Origin of the sequence: Haloferula luteola, assembly GCF_014201715.1 — a bacterium.
Taxonomy (GTDB): Bacteria; Verrucomicrobiota; Verrucomicrobiia; order Verrucomicrobiales; family Akkermansiaceae; genus Haloferula; species Haloferula luteola.
Genome location: NZ_JACHFD010000010.1, coordinates 177,859 through 192,878, shown reverse-complemented (window position 1 = coordinate 192,878; position 15,020 = coordinate 177,859). Strand labels below are relative to the sequence as shown.

General features: G+C 59.4%; 14 protein-coding genes. 8 read left to right on the top strand and 6 right to left on the bottom strand.

The features are described from left to right. Positions 1-764 precede the first annotated feature (764 nt). A complete protein-coding gene (hisA, locus tag HNR46_RS11575; protein WP_184018925.1) occupies positions 765-1,541 on the top strand; it encodes a phosphoribosylformimino-5-aminoimidazole carboxamide ribotide isomerase in 777 nt (258 codons plus the stop codon). Between the two features lie 496 nt (positions 1,542-2,037). Next, a complete protein-coding gene (locus HNR46_RS11570; RefSeq protein ID WP_184018923.1) occupies positions 2,038-2,781 on the top strand; it encodes a CorA family divalent cation transporter in 744 nt (247 codons plus the stop codon). Positions 2,782-2,785: 4 nt separating this feature from the next. Here HNR46_RS11570 and HNR46_RS11565 read toward each other — a convergent pair whose 3' ends face one another. Together HNR46_RS11565 and HNR46_RS11560 are read right to left on the bottom strand one after the other, a co-directional pair. Beyond that, positions 2,786-5,650, bottom strand: coding sequence for a glycoside hydrolase family 2 protein (locus HNR46_RS11565; RefSeq protein WP_184018921.1), 2,865 nt, complete (start codon positions 5,648-5,650; stop codon positions 2,786-2,788). Positions 5,651-5,752: 102 nt separating this feature from the next. Beyond that, a complete protein-coding gene (locus HNR46_RS11560; RefSeq protein ID WP_184018919.1) occupies positions 5,753-6,115 on the bottom strand; it encodes a WYL domain-containing protein in 363 nt (120 codons plus the stop codon). A gap of 118 nt (positions 6,116-6,233) precedes the next feature. Here HNR46_RS11560 and HNR46_RS11555 point away from each other — a divergent pair, with 118 nt between their 5' ends. The 5 genes from HNR46_RS11555 to HNR46_RS11535 all read left to right on the top strand — a co-directional run bounded on the left by HNR46_RS11555 (position 6,234) and on the right by HNR46_RS11535 (position 10,824). Continuing rightward, complete coding sequence (locus tag HNR46_RS11555) at positions 6,234-7,169, top strand: helix-turn-helix transcriptional regulator (protein ID WP_184018917.1); 936 nt, start codon at positions 6,234-6,236, stop codon at positions 7,167-7,169. An 86-nt stretch (positions 7,170-7,255) separates the two neighbouring features. After that, positions 7,256-8,665: a hypothetical protein gene (locus HNR46_RS11550; protein WP_184018915.1), complete on the top strand. Its 1,410-nt coding sequence runs from the start codon at positions 7,256-7,258 to the stop codon at positions 8,663-8,665. 22 nt (positions 8,666-8,687) lie between these two features. Beyond that, positions 8,688-9,809: a sensor histidine kinase gene (locus HNR46_RS11545; RefSeq protein WP_184018913.1), complete on the top strand. Its 1,122-nt coding sequence runs from the start codon at positions 8,688-8,690 to the stop codon at positions 9,807-9,809. Beyond that, a complete protein-coding gene (locus HNR46_RS11540; protein WP_184018911.1) occupies positions 9,770-10,162 on the top strand; it encodes a sensor histidine kinase in 393 nt (130 codons plus the stop codon). The genes HNR46_RS11545 and HNR46_RS11540 overlap by 40 nt, the downstream gene beginning before the upstream one ends. Further along, positions 10,159-10,824, top strand: a complete 666-nt coding sequence (locus HNR46_RS11535; protein WP_184018909.1) for a response regulator transcription factor — start codon at positions 10,159-10,161, stop codon at positions 10,822-10,824. Before HNR46_RS11540 ends, HNR46_RS11535 begins: the two co-directional genes overlap by 4 nt. A 39-nt stretch (positions 10,825-10,863) precedes the next feature. On the opposite strand, the gene HNR46_RS11530 is transcribed toward HNR46_RS11535, so the two are convergent. After that, a complete protein-coding gene (locus HNR46_RS11530; protein ID WP_184018907.1) occupies positions 10,864-11,973 on the bottom strand; it encodes an aldose epimerase family protein in 1,110 nt (369 codons plus the stop codon). Positions 11,974-12,142: 169 nt separating this feature from the next. Between HNR46_RS11530 and ykgO the strand changes: the two genes are divergently transcribed. Then, positions 12,143-12,307 carry a type B 50S ribosomal protein L36 gene (gene ykgO / locus HNR46_RS11525; protein ID WP_184018905.1) on the top strand — a complete coding sequence of 55 codons (165 nt, stop codon included), beginning with the start codon at positions 12,143-12,145 and terminating at the stop codon, positions 12,305-12,307. Between the two features lie 100 nt (positions 12,308-12,407). Here ykgO and HNR46_RS11520 read toward each other — a convergent pair whose 3' ends face one another. The 3 genes from HNR46_RS11520 to HNR46_RS11510 are packed head-to-tail and all read right to left on the bottom strand — an operon-like array spanning position 12,408 to position 14,956. Beyond that, positions 12,408-13,211, bottom strand: coding sequence for a tRNA threonylcarbamoyladenosine dehydratase (locus HNR46_RS11520; protein WP_343076036.1), 804 nt, complete (start codon positions 13,209-13,211; stop codon positions 12,408-12,410). 56 nt (positions 13,212-13,267) lie between these two features. Then, positions 13,268-14,689 (bottom strand): cryptochrome/photolyase family protein, encoded by a 1,422-nt coding sequence (locus HNR46_RS11515; protein ID WP_184018903.1) that lies wholly within the window; start codon positions 14,687-14,689, stop codon positions 13,268-13,270. A 6-nt stretch (positions 14,690-14,695) separates the two neighbouring features. Then, positions 14,696-14,956 carry a hypothetical protein gene (locus HNR46_RS11510; protein ID WP_184018901.1) on the bottom strand — a complete coding sequence of 87 codons (261 nt, stop codon included), beginning with the start codon at positions 14,954-14,956 and terminating at the stop codon, positions 14,696-14,698. Between the last annotated feature and the right edge of the window lie 64 nt (positions 14,957-15,020).

The window sequence follows — 15,020 nt, the reverse complement described above, 5'->3', positions numbered from 1 at the left end:
GGCGAACGCGAACGTGCCCGGTTCGATCTGTTCCTCGAGGTTGACGGGGACGATGAGTCCCTGGGCGTAGTCGTAGGGTTTGAAGCGTGCGATGGCTCGCGTCCCGGGGAAGCAGCGGGCGGGCCAGCGGGCGGAAATCGGGCTGGAACAGGGAGGGGTTTTTCGACAGTTTCAACAAGGCGGCGCTGACCAACCCGCTACCGCTCCGGAGTCGACGCCGGAGGGTCATCAGAACCCTCAACCAGATTCGGAGGCGCGCCCCCAGTAGCGGGTGGCAGGCCTTGGACGTTCGCGACAAATGAAGATAGCCCTTCTACTTTCAATGGCGTTCTCCGCGGTGAGTTGCTATCCGCTGCCATCACCAACGCACTCGATAAATCGATACGGATTGGATGCCACGCTGATCGATGCTTCAAGCGGCGAGCCGTTTCATCGGAGGAATGTCTCTGTTGTCATAGGGGATTCAAGATTCGACAAACAAACATCGCGCAACGGCAGCGTCCGGGTGTCAGCCCTGAGGGAACGCCATTGGACGTGGTTGGGTGGCCCGGCCTGGGGAGACGCAGACCTTCCTGACGTTCTATTTGAGATCGATGGCTTCGAGTCCACTCGAATCGAGAGTTCGGGCTGGGATGAGTCGCGTTTCCCGACTGAGTATGGTCGGATTCAAGCAGGCAGGGTGATAATGAAGAGGCTGTGGCTTCAAGAGTGAAGTGCAATTTCGGCTTGGACCTTGGGTGGAGCCGGGGCAGTTTGCGCGGGCCATGACTCGATTCCGTCCCTGCATTGATCTCCACCAAGGAAAGGTGAAGCAAATCGTCGGCGGCACCCTGCGTGACGAAGGTCCGGGTCCGGTGGAGAACTTTACAGCATCGCAAAGCTCGAGCTGGTTCGCGGAAAAGTTCCGAGCTGACGCTCTGGTGGGAGGGCACGTGATTCAATTGGGCCCCGGAAATGATGCGGCGGCGCGAGAAGCCTTGGCTGCCTGGCCGGGAGGTCTGCAGATCGGCGGAGGCATCCAAGCGGAGAATGCTGCCTCATGGATTGAGGCGGGAGCCAGCCACGTGATCGTCACCTCCTGGTTGTTCGAGGATTTTGAGCGATTCTCCGAGAATCGGGTCAAGGCCCTCGCTGGGGCCGTCGGTGCCGAAAGGGTGGTGATCGACTTGTCATGTCGGCGGCGCGGCGATCGTTGGGTGGTGGCGACGCAACGTTGGCAGACCCTGACGAATTTGGAGGTTACCCCCGCCACCTTGGATGACTTGGCTGAGCACTGCGACGAGTTCCTGATTCACGCCGCGGATGTCGAAGGCTTGTGCGGGGGGATCGATGAAGATTTGGTTGCCTTGTTGGGTTCATGGAAAGGGCGAGCGGTGACGTATGCGGGAGGGGTTGCCAACTTTGAGGATCTCCAAATGGTTGATCGACTCAGCCGAGGAGGCCTCGATGTGACAGTGGGCTCCGCGTTGGACTTATTTGGGGGAAGTGGAGTGAAATACACGGATCTGGTCGCGTGGAATCGCCGTCAGCCAGAGGGCTGAAGTCCCGAGAAAAAGAGGGCGCAGCGGTCCCCCGACCGCCGCGCCCCACTACAATCAGACATCCCCCAAAGTTGTCGTGGTGTTGTAGCGAGCAAGGACGACTCGACTCTTAAGAGGGTGAACTCCGGATCGGACATGCCGATGCGCGAGGCATCGGTGATCCTCAGAGAAGAGGTCCATCGCCACCTCCTGCCAGCAAATCCAACACCACCTGGTAATGAAATGGATATTCTAACTATAATTTAGGCGAGGCCATTGCAACTCACTGATGCAAGGACGGGGGCGGATTCGGTTGTGGAATGGAGCAGGGAGGATGGGCCGATGGAGGCTCTCAGGGTGGATCGAAGGAGGTCTGCATTCTGCATGTTTTTAGGGGCGAAATGCAACGCGAGCGTGCCGTTTGCAGTGGGAGGGAAAACTGGTCGGAATGGCAAGTGGAGCGAGGATTGGGGGCGAAGCTGTTGACGAGCCTCGGTGCGAGGATTCGAATGGGAGGATGTTGTCGCCAACGAATGGAGGAGGCTTGCCGCAGTGGTTGGATTTGGAGCCGGAGCTGCTTGCCCAGATCAGTTGCCGCCCCGGAGGCCAGCGTTGCCTATCCGGCGGAGGGGAACTGCTGCTGGTGGTTCACGAAGTGCCGGAGTTGAAGGTCCCCGAGCGACAGGCGACGTACTTCATCCGCCGAGAAGACGGAGAATGGGAAGATGGGCAAGGGGGTGGGCTGGAAGCTCTGGGACGATTGCTGGATCGCTATCAGGAAACGATCGACAGCTATGAGGCGGGAATTGACGAGGCGGAGACGGCGGCGGAAGTTTTTTCGATGATCCGGCATGCGGGTCCGATTGCCCGAAGTTTACGGAATTTGAATATGGCCTTGGGCCAGGCGGTCGATCGAATGCCCGAAGACCGCCAATTGCTGGAATTGAGGGATCGGTCCTTGGACAGTCTGCGGGCGGCCGAGATCCTCTATCATGATGCCAAACTGACGCTTGATTTTTGGCAGGCCGAGAGTGCGGAAGATCACCAAGCAGCTGCGGAAAGGCTCAATGTGATTGCTTATCGATTGAACCTTCTCGCGGGGTTCTTTTTGCCCTTAGTGGCCATGGGAGGGCTGCTTGGGATGAATGTGGAGATTCCGGAGGTGTTCCGAAACCTTTTCTGGTCAATTTTGGTGGCAGGATTGTTTGCAGGGGTAGGGCTCTTGATTTTTGCCAGCTGGAATTTGAATCGGAAGCGATGAGATTTCAGCGCGGCCCGCTGCCATCGTCGAGGTCGGGATCGAAGGTCCGCTTAGGGGCGGGGCCGGTGGTGCGATCCGGTCGAAAGAGGGAACGGATGTTCGCGGGAGTGATTGCGACCTTGGGCTGGAAGTCATCGCTTGTGGCGTAGTGGACAAGGGAATGGCGGAGCTGGCGGGTGACGGGATCGGCTCGTTCCAATGGAATGGCGGAGACGAGAAGTTTCCCGGGGCCGACCGAACATTCAAAGATCACTCCGAGTCGCCAGTTACGATTCCAATCGTCGATGGCCATGACGATGGGGCGAAGGTCTGTGGGAGCTTGGTTGAGTGAGATGGAGCGGACTCCGTGGACGATGGAGGTCCATTGGAAATCGGCGTGGGCTTCGGTGGGAAACTCGGCGAGAGCAGGATGTTCGGGATCGCAAAGGAGTCCAAGCATCGCGTCGAAACGTGGTGTGGGGTTCTTGGGAGGGCGGACGGTCATCTGGATATTCCAGAAGATGGGCACCCGTCTCATGGGGGGGCTGAGGGCCGGATCGAGGTCGTTTTTACCTGGGGTGAACAGGACGCGCTTCCCGTTGGACAAAGCCGTCTCGGCGGCATCCCAGTCGGAACTGATGAGAAGGTTCGACTGAGGGGTAAGGGGGGCGTCAGCAGGATAGAGCCAAAAGTTCCAGTCGTTTTCGACCGGTTGATCTCGGAGGCCGACGACGAGACGATAGGCGCCTGGCGCTGGGAGGGCATCCAAAGGAGTTTGGATGAAGTCGAGCGGTAGGTTTTTTCCGATGGGGAAGTCGCGAGCAGAGCCTTCGCCGCCGAGAAGTTTCTGGCCTGAAGCATCGCGAATCTCCCAATAAGGAATGGTATTTTTCAATGGGGCAGGCCCGAAGTGATAGAGTTCGGTTTCCGCCTCGAAGGTTTGAGTGGTGGTGAAAGTGCGTTGCTTCAATCGAGCAAGGGGAACTGTGGCGGAGTGAAAACGGCGAAATGCTTCGGCGGTGACGTAGCTCTTCGGGTCCCAAAAGGCGTCGAGCACGCCGATGAGGGCAGTGCCTTGTCCGAGGTAGTCGCGGATATCGAGCATCTGGTGACCGGCAAGTCCTGGGGTGCGTAGGTTCGCCTCAAGTTCTTCCTTGTAGCAAGCGAGCTGGAATTTCCCGGAGGCGTGGGCGAGTGCGGCATTCTGATCGAGGAGTCCATTTTGCTGGGCGATCCAACGGAAGATGTCGTAGTTCGATGGGCGGAGATAGCCGGTGAACTTATCGATGACGGAGAAGTCGGGATAAGCGCACCATTGGCCGATTTCATGGGCGAGGATGGGGATTTCGACGTCTTCGAGGGCTTGGCGGAAATCGTTTCCGAACCATCCTGTTTCGTTGCGCAGCTCGCCTTTTCCAAAGCGTACAAGGCCAGCGAATTGGGGGCCGTTGAAGACTTGCTCGGGTCGATTCCACCCGGTGCCGGCGGCATAGAGATGGCGTGGGTCTCTTTGGTGCCAGCGTTGGGCCCATTCGGGAGTCACTTCGGTGTAGCGCCCGCTCGGTTCGTTCGATGGCGAAAAGAGGAGGAAACTCGGATGGTTTCCGTAGGCTTTCAGGAGCAATGCGGTTTCTTCTTCCAGATATTGGGTGTAGACGCCACCGGGGAAGAAGGGGGCCCAAAGTCCACATTCGGCCTGGAGGAAGAAGCCAAGTTCATCGGCGGCGGTGAAGGCGGCATCCGGCGGGCAGCAGGAGTGAAAGCGAATGCCATTGAGCCCAAATTCCTGGCATCGGCGAATGATTCGCTTCCACGATTTGACGTCGGTGGCGGGATAGCCGGTGAGGGGGAAATCGAGACCGAAATGGGTGGTGCGCAGGTTGGTAGGGCGGTCATTGACAAGGAGTTCCTTGCCTTCCCAGCGGACTTCTCGGAGGCCGAATTGAAGGGTCTTTCGATGGATTCCCGCAGGTGTTTCGAGGACGACCTCCCGTTCGATGAGGTGGGGGTGAAATTCGCTCCACCATGGGGTGTCGGGTGGGAGGGGAAGATCGAACTCAGCTAGGCCTCCGTCGGACTGCCAAGTGACTTCGGTGAGGAAATCTCCAACGCGGAGGGTGCCTTTTCCTGGTGAGGAGGTGGCATTGCCCAGGGTGGCGACGATGCGTGCGGAGGGAGGTTGGATCGAGGGAAATGCCTGGAGGTCTTTGATCCAGACTTGGGGAGTGACGCGGAGTTCGATTTTTCCTGCGATCCCGTTCCAAGTTTGGCCCAGTGCATCCGACACGGCATGGGCGTCGGGCATGTGGCCTTCGTTGCCTGCGGGATCGCGAACGATCATGCGATTGTCGAGACGGATCGTCAGTGTATGTTTCCCGGGCGGGAGAGGACCCAGGTCGAATGAGTGGGGGGCAACGAGGCTGCGGGCGGAGCCAGCGTTCTGATCGTCGATCCAAACCGTGGATTCCCAACGTGGCCGTTCGAGGAAGAGTTCGATTCGTTGGTGAGCCCAGTCTTGGGGGATTTCGAGGTCCCGTTGGTACCAGGCGACGCCGAGGTAGTGACGCCGGGGTTGGGAAAGGAAGGGCACTTCGACCTGGCCGGGTTGAGAAAAGTGGGCTCGCAATTCATCCGGCTGCTGTTTCCACCACTCGCCACCGAGGCCCAAAACCCATGGGGTGTCTGGGCTGATCTCGTCGCCAAAGCCTTGTGCTTGGAGAATGCCGGGGAGTTCGATGGAGTCCTTGAGGGTTTGAGAGGGCCAATTCTGGGTGATTCCCTGATCATTTCGATCCATGGCAAATCGCCAAGAACCTGCGAGCGACAGGGATTCCGTGCCGAACAGGCAGGAAATGAAACTGAGCAGAGTGAGGGTGAGGCAGCGAAGCATGGCGCAGCGGTGAATACGGCATGGGAGTGGCCGATGATGCTACTCCATTCGGGGGGCATCGAGCGAGATCAGGGAGACGGATTGCGTCGTTAGGCAAAGCGGTTAGGCAAAGCGGATGCGATCGAGACGCAGGGTGCGGGGTTCTCGATGTCGCAGGCAGTGCCCGTGGGCATAGACGACCCCCCCAGGGTCCAGGCGGTAGAGGCAAATGGGTTGAAATTTGCGCAGGACGCCGGGATGGCTGCCTCCCTGGTAGTAGAGCGCGATGGGAGTGCTGCGATGGATGGCGTCCAGCAGGTGGCGAGTGGCTTCGTCATCGGCCAAAGTGAGCGGCAAAACTGGGGCAATTTTGCGGGCAGTGCAGCCGACGGTTGCTGGGATGGCGGGGTTGAGCGTGAATGCGGGCTTGGTGGCAAGGCAGGTTCCGAGAAGCAGAGCGAAGGGGTGGCGGGAATAGAAGAACATGTGCAAGAGTCTCGCCGAGGGGGTGGGACATCGGTGGGGTGAGGCCTCGCCAAAGTTTCGAGGGGCAGGTAAAATTGCTTTTGTGAAGGAAAAGCAAACCCGGCGCCCCTTTGAGCGCATGCACCGGATTCACCAGGCGATTTTGGCAGGGCGCTTGCCGAACTGTCGCCAGCTTGCTGAGGAGTTGGAGGTGACCCCGAAGACGGTGCTGCGCGACATCACTTTTATGCGTGATCATTTCCGGGTGCCTCTGGAGTATGATGAGAGGGCGCACGGATATCGCTATGTGGGCGAGGTGGGAGATTTTCCCGCCTTTGAGGTGGGCGAAGGGGAATTGGCTGCGCTTTTTCTGGCGAGGCACGCCCTGACGTCGATTCGTGGCACCGAGGTTGCCGACAAGTTGAGGGGAGTGTTTGCTCGACTGACGGGTTCGTTGAGCGAGCGGGTGGAGCTGGAGTGGGAGGATTTGGATGTGGCTTTTTCACGGAAGGCCCCAGAGGTCCGTGGGCACGACGTGCAGCGATTCGGTCGATTGGCGGATGCGGTGGTGAAAGCGCGTTGGGTGAGCTTTCATTATCGGAAGTTGGGAGCAGATCAGTCTGAAGCGCGCAAGGTGCAGCCCCTGCATCTGGGCGAGGTGGACGGAGGCTGGTATCTGATCGCTCACGATCCGCTGCGGGGAGCGCTCCGGACTTTTTCTCTGGTGAGGATGTCGCGAGTAAGGGTGCTTTCGGAGACTTTCGAGCGGCCTTCTGATTTCGACGGCGCGGCCTATTTGCGGAAGAGCTTTGGTGTGTGGAGTGGGGAAGGCGTGGAGCAAGTCAGGGTTCGGTTGTCAGGATATGCAGCTCGGATGGCCCAAGAACGGCGGTGGCATCCCACGCAGGAGGTGGAGGTCATCGACGAGAAGGGAGAGGAAGTGGAGGTGCGGTTCGAGGTCGGCTCGCTTCCGGAGGTGGTGCGATGGGTTTTGAGCTTTGGCAGCAAAGCCAAGGTGATCGAGCCTTTGGAACTGAAAGAGCGGGTTGCTGAAGAAGTCCGGTTGATGCGCTAAGTTTTTGCAGAGATTTTGCAGAGATTTTGCAGAAGGTTTGCAGACCTTTGGCGCAAGCGATGGCGGAATGTGAGGGAATCATCGCGATGAAACGAATTTTGTTAATTTGCTGGATGGGAGTCGTGGCCGGAGCGGCAGAGGAGGTGAATCCCTTCGTGTCGCACCGGAGAGCGGAGAAGGAGCCCGTGATCGAAGCGAATGCTCCTGCATGTGAGTTCACGCTGGAGCACATTTTGGTGGATCCTGAGGTATTGAGGGAGTGGGAGTCGCAAGGCGGGGGAAGCGACGACGAACTCCACGCTGCGGTGGAGCAGTGGGTGGCAGGGGGCAGGGCGGTGTTGGATCATACGGCATGGGTGACGGGCCCAATGGGTGTCTGGCTGAATTCCGAGCAGACTCTTGAGCAGATCTATGCCACGGAGGTGATCCCTGGGGGGAAGGGAGCGTGGCCGTATCCGACTTCGTTCGAGACACGAAATCTGGGCTATAGTTTTATCTCCCGTGTGACGCCGGAAGGGGAGAAGCGGAAGACGGAATGGGGGATCGATCTCTGCCAAATGGTTACCCCTGGGCGTCCCTATCACCCCTTAGTGGCCCGCACGCAGCACCCGGGGGATCTTTTCCTCCCGCAGTTTCGTCAACTGAGGGCCTCCGCGGGAGGTGTTCCAGCGGAGGATGACCCGTTCACGCCTCAAGTCGAGGAACCTCGGCATCAGGCGTTGGTGTTCGAGGAGGGAAAGAGATATCTTTGGGGCCGATTTGAGACTGGAGAGGATTCGGCTCGGACTCGGCTGGTTTTTGCGCGCAGCTTGATGAGGGATGCCGTCTCAGGAGTCAGTGACGAGTCGGAGAGGCCGAGACGGATCTCTCTGCGGGTGGTAAGGGTGGACCATGGTGAGTTGTGGTCCCTGCTAAAGGCTCCGGGAGCGTGGATTCAGGATTCTGCCTGGTCCGCATTCGCAAATGTTCCTCAGGAGATGGTCGCCGATCTGATGGGATGGTTGCCTAGGGAAGACAAGCTTGGGATCGAGGCGGTTCAGGAGTGCACCTATCCGACCGAGTGGGTGCCCGGGATGAAGTGGGAAGTCACGGAGAGATGGGAGGAACTGTCGAAGCGAGGTGGCAAGGAAGGGGTGGCATCCCGCGCTACCCAGCGAGTCGTCGAACCTGCTGTGGGCGAAATGATGGCGGCGACGCCGACTTCTTTCGAAACTCGGAATGTGGGATTCTATCTCAACCTGGAGGTGAAGGGAGAGATGTATGATTTGGAGGTGGACCGGGTGGTGAAGCTGGGTGATTCCGTTCACCACCGGGTGCAGGACGGCGAGGAGTGGATTGCGGACGTCACCATGCCGGTTTTCGGTCACTCGAGGGTGGAGACCCTGCTTCCAGCGGTGAGTTGTGATTGGAAGTTGATTGGTGTGGGGGGGGAGTTTCTTCTGGGAGGAGAGCCGGATCAGGAGCATCGACTGCTTTATTTCTTAAAGCTGGAATGACAGTTTCGCCCCGGTTTCACGGATGAAGGGTATCAAGTCAGGAACGGCGGTCACTCTGGGGACCTTGGGCATCGTCGGAGTCATGGCGGCGCTGATCGCCAGCGCCGGGTGGCAGATGTCTCGACGAGTCGCTTGGGTGCCGGTCACGAACTCCACGGAGTGGTGGGAATCTCGATTTGGCCGAGGGGTCGCCCAACTGGATGCTTTGGAAGATGCATGGGAGAGGGCGTTGGCGGGTGTGGCGGAGGGGCATCGGGTGGGTCAGCCGGGAACTGCCGAGGTCGCGGGGGTGAAGTGTGTGTATCGGATCGATGCCCAGAGGCCTGAGGCTTTATGGTTGGAGGGAGAGCGGATGGATCCAGCACCAGTGCTGGGTCGATTCGCGAAGCAGGAGTCCGGGTGGGTGTTGCCTGACAGCAGTTTGGAAGGATCTGGATTTCTCGAGGGAGGTCAGGGGCGATTGGCGTATCGATACGGCAATGGTCGGCAGGCGATTTTATTGATTCTCGATCGAGCCGCCGCGGCGGAAATCGCCGCGCAGGAGCTGGATGATCGGCAAGGAAATACCGAGGAGGGCGGCGAATGGGAGTGGCAAATCCCGGGGGCGGTCGACTTGGCAGGTCGTGAGCGGCCGGCGGATGAAAGTGTTCGGCATCTTTCGGTCTTTGGACCATGGACGCTTAAAGTGTGGAATCGGGTGGTGGCGGAGGTGAGTTACGATGTTCCGGTGTTGCTGGGAGGATTTGTTTTGGCAGGCGGTGTGTTGCTGGCAGGAGGATGGCTGGTGGCAGTCCAACGGAGAGCGCTGAATTTGGCGGCACGGCAGGTGAGCTTTGCCAATCAGGTTTCGCACGAATTGCGCACTCCGATCACGAATCTGATGCTGAATGCGGACTTGGCGCAGATCGAGATCGAGAGGATGGGGAGCGGCTTCCCGCGATTGGGGGTGATGCGTGAGGAGATGGAGCGTTTGTCGCGGGTGGTGGAGAATGTGCTGGAGTTTTCCCGGGCGGAGCGACGGGAAGTGGAGGTGAAATCCTGCGACCTTGTGGAAAGAGTCGACGAGTGGTGGAGGGATTCCGGTTTTCCTATGCGCGGAAAGGCATGGTGCTGGAGTGGCAGAGGCCGCAGGCGTGTGAGGTGATGGCGGATGCGGCGGCCGTGGAGAGAATTTTGGTGAATCTTTTGTCCAACGCGGAGAAGTACGCGGGTGAGGGGGCAACGGTGGTGGTGACGGTGCGCGAGAGAGGTGGGCGCGGGGAGGTGGAGGTGGTGGACAATGGTCCTGGAGTTCCACGCGGGCAGGCGCGGCGGATCTTCAAGCCCTTTGCCAGAGGTGGATGTTCGACGACGGAAGGGGTCAGTGGCACGGGGTTGGGTTTGTCGATCAGTCGATCTCTGGCTGGTCGGATGGGTGGAACTTTGGAGTGGGTGGAAGTTGCCAGCGGGGCTTGCTTCCGGCTGCAGTTGCCAGCGGCGGAGAGGAGGGTGGGATGAAGGTTCTGTTGGCTGAAGATGATGCGGTGACGCGGGAAGCGGTGACGCGATTGTTGGAGGATGAGGGATTCCGGGTGGTGAGCTCCCAGCATGGCGGCGAGGCTTGGGAGGCATGGATGTCCGAAGGTGCGGAGTTGGTGCTGTTGGACATCATGATGCCGGAGCTGAGTGGCTACGAGGTGTGTCGTCGGATTCGCCAGGTGGATCGACAAGTGCCGGTGGTTTTCCTATCGGCGAAGTCGGAGGAAATCGATGTCGTGCTCGGATTGGAACTCGGCGCGGATGAGTTCATTCGCAAACCCTTCGGAGGCCGCGAGTTGTTGGCGCGGGTGAATGCCGTGCTGCGGCGCACGCGGTCGGGGGCCACGGAGTCGTTCGAAGTGGGTCCCTGGCGGGTTTTTCCCAAAAGCCTACGCGCGGAGGGTCCGCATGCGGTCGAGCTCTCCCTGCGCGAGGTGAAGTTGCTGCAGCTTCTCTATTCCCGGCGTGGTGAGGTCGTGAGCCGAGATGAGATTTTGAATGTTTGCTGGGGCTTGGAATACTATCCGGAGTCGCGGACCCTTGATCAGCATGTCCTCAATTTGCGCAAGAAGCTGGAGCCGGAGCCAGCGCATCCGCAGTGGCTTCTGACGGTACGGGGTGCGGGCTATCGAATGCCGTGAGGGGTGGCTTGGGGGCGCGCTCCTGACCTGCCGAATGGATCAGCGGGTAGAAAAGCGATGGACCTCAATATGCCGATAGGTTTCCCCAGGGTGGAGGAAAGGCGAGGGGAAGTCCGGTTGGTTGGGGGCATCCGGGAAGTTCTCCGTTTCCAAGCAAACGCCGCTGCGGAAGGGGTAGGACACCCCACCTTTTCCGGTTTGATGGGGAGGCTGGAAGCATTCGGGAGAAAGGAAATTCCCGCAGTAAACCTGAACGGCAGGTTGATTGGTGAAGACCTCGATCGTTCGTCCGGTTTCAGGGTGGTGGAGAACGGCCGCAGGAAACACGTCAGCAGTTTCATCTCCGTCCAGAACCCAGGCGTGGTCGTAGCCGTTAGCGAATTGCAGGCAGGTGAAGTCGTCGTCGATGCGGTCACCGATTGCGGTGGTTTGCGTGAAATCGAGAGGCGTACCGCGGACCGGGCGGATTTCACCCGTGGGGATCAGACCGGCATCGGTGGGCAGGTAGTGGGAGGCATGAAGGCGCAGGAGGTGGTCGTGGATGTCCCGCTGAGGATCGCCTGAGAGATTCCAATAGCTGTGGTGAACCAAATTGACCACGGTGGTGCGATCGGTGGTCGCGGTGGCCTCCCAGATCAGTTCATTGTCGTCGGTGAGGTGGTAGGTGACGCGGGTATCGAGTGCCCCGGGGTAGCCATCGTCGCCATCGGGCGAAAGGTACCGAAGTTCGACGCGCGTGGAATCGACCGAGACGATTTCCCAGAGCTTTCGGGTGAACCCAACGGTTCCGCCGTGAAGATGGCAGGGTTTGCCTCCGGGTTCATTGTTGGTCGCGAGCTGGAGAAATTCGTCGCCGATGGTGAGGGTGCCGCTGGCGATCCGATTGCCGAAGCGACCGACGGTGGCGCCGAAATAGGGATTCGCTGAAGAGGCATACCCGGCGACTGAGTCGTAGCCGAGCGTGATATCGGCAAGGGTGCCGTTGCGATCCGGTGTGAGAACGCTGACGAGCGCGGCCCCAAAGTTGGTGACGGAGGCGGTGAGTCCTTGGGCGTTGGTCAGGGTGATCAACTGGGCCTCGCGGCCATCGGGCAGGGAGCCGAACGGGCGGATTTGCTCAGGGAGGGTCGGCGGGGCACTTTCCATCATCTCGCAGCGAGCATTCTCTGGATGGGGTCGAGCTGCCAAGGCGTTTCCTGCGGTTTCCTCGCCTTTCCTGAAGAATGGGCTTTACAAGGGAGAGGGAATTCCTACCTTCCGCGGCCCCGCTCCGGATTTGGTGTCCGGCAGGTTTTCGCACATTCGCTTTTTCCCTACCATGAAAGTTCTTTCCTCGCTCTCCTCGGCCAAGCGTCGTCACGCCGACTGCCAGGTGGTCTCGCGCAAGGGCACGACCTATGTGATCTGCAAGTCGAACCCGAAGTTCAAGGCCCGCCAAGGTGCGACCAAGGGCACTCGTCTTTCGAAGAAGGGAGTGAAGTGATTTCGTGAGGCACGGCCTCCGATTTACCCATTCATCAAGAAAGCGGCCTACGGGTCGCTTTTTTTTGTGGAATGGACGGCCCTCTGCGAAGCCGCGGTTTTCAACCGTCTGTGGAAGAGGTCCGGGCCTTCAGGGCTTCAAGGATGCGCGCAGCGCAGGTGAGACCGAAGGCCGCGGTGACGTGAGTGGCGGAACCGTACCCGGCATCGCAGCCGATGGCTCCAGCGAGGTTGGAGGGGCGTTCGTGACTGATTTCGCCCTCACAAGTTGGATAAACGGCGGGTTCATCGGAAAAAACCGCTTCGATGCCGAAGGGCTCGATGTCCCCCTTGGCAGAACCAGGGGGGAAATCAAAGTCGGTGCGCAACTGGCGCCGAACGGATGAGAGGAGGGGATCACGGCCACTGCGGCTGAGATCATCGACCCGAATGCGGGTGGGGTCGACTCGGCCACCGGCAGCTCCCGAGGTGACGGTGGGCAATCCGCGCTGGCGGCATTCCGCGAGGAGGTGACATTTGGCGCGAAGGGAGTCGATGGCATCCACGACCGCCATAGGGCCATGGCTGAAGATCTCTTCGGCACTGCGCTCGGAATAAAAGGCCGGGAGGCAGGTGATTCGAATTTCCGGGTGGATGGCGCGCAGGCGCTCCGCCATCGCATCGACCTTGGGACGGCCGTAGTTCCCGTCCAGTGCATGGATCTGGCGGTTGGTATTGGTGAGGCACAGGTCGTCGGGATCGACGAGGATCAGGTGTCCGATACCGCTCCGAGCCAGGCTTTCTGCGGTCCAGGAGCCGACGCCTCCAATGCCAGCAATGAGGACGGTGGAGGAGAGGAAATTCTCGAACGCACGCCGCCCATAGAGGCGGACCATGCCGGACAAGCGATCATAGGCGGTGGACACAAAGCGAGGCTGGGGGGTGGCGAGGGAATGATCAAATGCGAAGCGGAGTCATGCGCCTAGCGGCGAGATTCCTTGTGCTTTTTGAAGATCGCGAGGGTGCGATCGCGCTCCTTGGAATGCTCAACGCAGGGCAGTGGATAATCTGCGGCCAACGGCCGTCCATCGCTCGGAGGTTCGTGGAGGCGGGCCGTGGGAACCTCCTTCAGTTCCGGAATCCAGCGCCGAATGTATTCGCCACGGGGATCGTGGCGGGCCGATTGAGACCAAGGGTTCTGGATGCGGAAGTAGGGAGCGGCATCGGCGCCAGTGCCGGCTGACCATTGCCACCCCCCATTGTTGGAAGCGATCTCGCCATCGGTGAGGAGCTGCATGAAATAGCTCTCGCCCCATCGCCAATCATGGTGGAGGTCCTTGGTGAGAAACATGGCGGTGATCATGCGCAGTCGGTTGTGCATGAAACCGGTTTCCCGGAGCTCCCGCATGCCCGCATCGACGATGGGAAAGCCGGTCCGCCCTGCCTTCCAGGCTTCGAACTTTTCCCCGGGTTCGTCCCAAGGTAGCCCTCTCCAGTCTGGATTGAACTCTTCCTCAAGCACGTGGGGAAAATGATGGAGGATGGCCATGTAGAATTCCCGCCAAGCAAGTTCCTTGATGAAGGTTTCGATGCTGCCCGTCGAGGTCTTCGATCGAGCGCGGGAGAGGGCTTTGGCGGCCTCGGCGTAGACTTTTCGAATCGAGATCAATCCGAAGCGAAGGTCTTGGGACAGTCGGCTGGTGCCGGCGACCGAAGGGGTGTCTCGTTGTCCTTGGTAAAGTGAAAGGCGTTCGGCGAGGGCGGTTTTGAGCCGATCGTGAGCCGCTCGTTCTCCACCCTCAAGAACGCCGGATGCTGCCGCCTGAAGCGACCAGTGCTTCAGTTGAGGGGCTGACTCCGAACGCAGATGTTGGGGAGTATCAAGAGAAGCGGGCAAGCCCTCAGGCAATGGCTTCTCCAGAGAGAGCCAATTTTTCGAATAAGGCGTAAAAACTCGGTAGGGATCTCCTGCCTGAGTCAGCACTTCGGAGGGCCCATGAAGGGTGACTTCGTGGAAGCCATGGCACTCGATACCGTGTTGGATGCAGGCCTTTTCGAGTTCGATCTCGACGGATTTTCCAAACGGATCCGGATCCTGATTGTAGTAAATCGCCTGAGCGCCAACCTCTTGCGCCAGGGCCATGAGAATCTCAACGGCTTTCCCGGACCGGAAAATCAGTCGACCTCCGCGGGTTTCCAGATTGCGGCTTAGGGATCCGAGAGATTGGCAGAGGAAGGATTGCCGATTGGGTCCCGTCCATGCGTGGGAGTGATTCCAAGTGCTTGGAATGTACACTGGCACCACGCACGGGGTGGCGCGTGCCGCCGCGAGAAGGGCGGGATTATCGGAAATGCGAAGGTCGCGGCGGAACCAATGAATGACAGGATGGGGGGGACTCGACATGGGCGATCAGGCTCGGGAGAGAATTTTCTCCACTTTCCTGACCGTCGAGTCACTCAATTTCCCCTGCACCCGACGGGAGCGGGAGATGACGTCCTTGATTTCCTCCAAGGCAGCTTCAGCGGCGACCAGGGCATCCTTGCCGCTGCCGTATTGCTTGTCGGAAAAGTACTTCGTGAAGGTGGCTCCACCACGGCTGATGCAGAGTCGCCAACCTTGGAAGGCCGTATTCTCATAGGTGAACCGGGTGAGGTTCCGCTTCGATTTCATCGCGGAAGTTTGGGTAGATGTCGCGGATTTCACGCTTTAAAGTAACACCCGACTTAAAGAACGC

Excerpts from the sequence above, each read along its gene's own strand:
- hisA (WP_184018925.1), top strand. The coding sequence starts at position 765 with ATGACTCGATTCCGTCCCTGCATTGATCTCCACCAAGGAAAGGTGAAG.
- HNR46_RS11570 (WP_184018923.1), top strand. The coding sequence starts at position 2,038 with ATGTTGTCGCCAACGAATGGAGGAGGCTTGCCGCAGTGGTTGGATTTG.
- HNR46_RS11565 (WP_184018921.1), bottom strand. The coding sequence starts at position 5,650 with ATGCTTCGCTGCCTCACCCTCACTCTGCTCAGTTTCATTTCCTGCCTG.
- HNR46_RS11560 (WP_184018919.1), bottom strand. The coding sequence starts at position 6,115 with ATGTTCTTCTATTCCCGCCACCCCTTCGCTCTGCTTCTCGGAACCTGC.
- HNR46_RS11555 (WP_184018917.1), top strand. The coding sequence starts at position 6,234 with ATGCACCGGATTCACCAGGCGATTTTGGCAGGGCGCTTGCCGAACTGT.
- HNR46_RS11550 (WP_184018915.1), top strand. The coding sequence starts at position 7,256 with ATGAAACGAATTTTGTTAATTTGCTGGATGGGAGTCGTGGCCGGAGCG.
- HNR46_RS11545 (WP_184018913.1), top strand. The coding sequence starts at position 8,688 with ATGAAGGGTATCAAGTCAGGAACGGCGGTCACTCTGGGGACCTTGGGC.
- HNR46_RS11540 (WP_184018911.1), top strand. The coding sequence starts at position 9,770 with ATGGTGCTGGAGTGGCAGAGGCCGCAGGCGTGTGAGGTGATGGCGGAT.
- HNR46_RS11535 (WP_184018909.1), top strand. The coding sequence starts at position 10,159 with ATGAAGGTTCTGTTGGCTGAAGATGATGCGGTGACGCGGGAAGCGGTG.
- HNR46_RS11530 (WP_184018907.1), bottom strand. The coding sequence starts at position 11,973 with ATGATGGAAAGTGCCCCGCCGACCCTCCCTGAGCAAATCCGCCCGTTC.
- ykgO (WP_184018905.1), top strand. The coding sequence starts at position 12,143 with ATGAAAGTTCTTTCCTCGCTCTCCTCGGCCAAGCGTCGTCACGCCGAC.
- HNR46_RS11515 (WP_184018903.1), bottom strand. The coding sequence starts at position 14,689 with ATGTCGAGTCCCCCCCATCCTGTCATTCATTGGTTCCGCCGCGACCTT.
- HNR46_RS11510 (WP_184018901.1), bottom strand. The coding sequence starts at position 14,956 with ATGAAATCGAAGCGGAACCTCACCCGGTTCACCTATGAGAATACGGCC.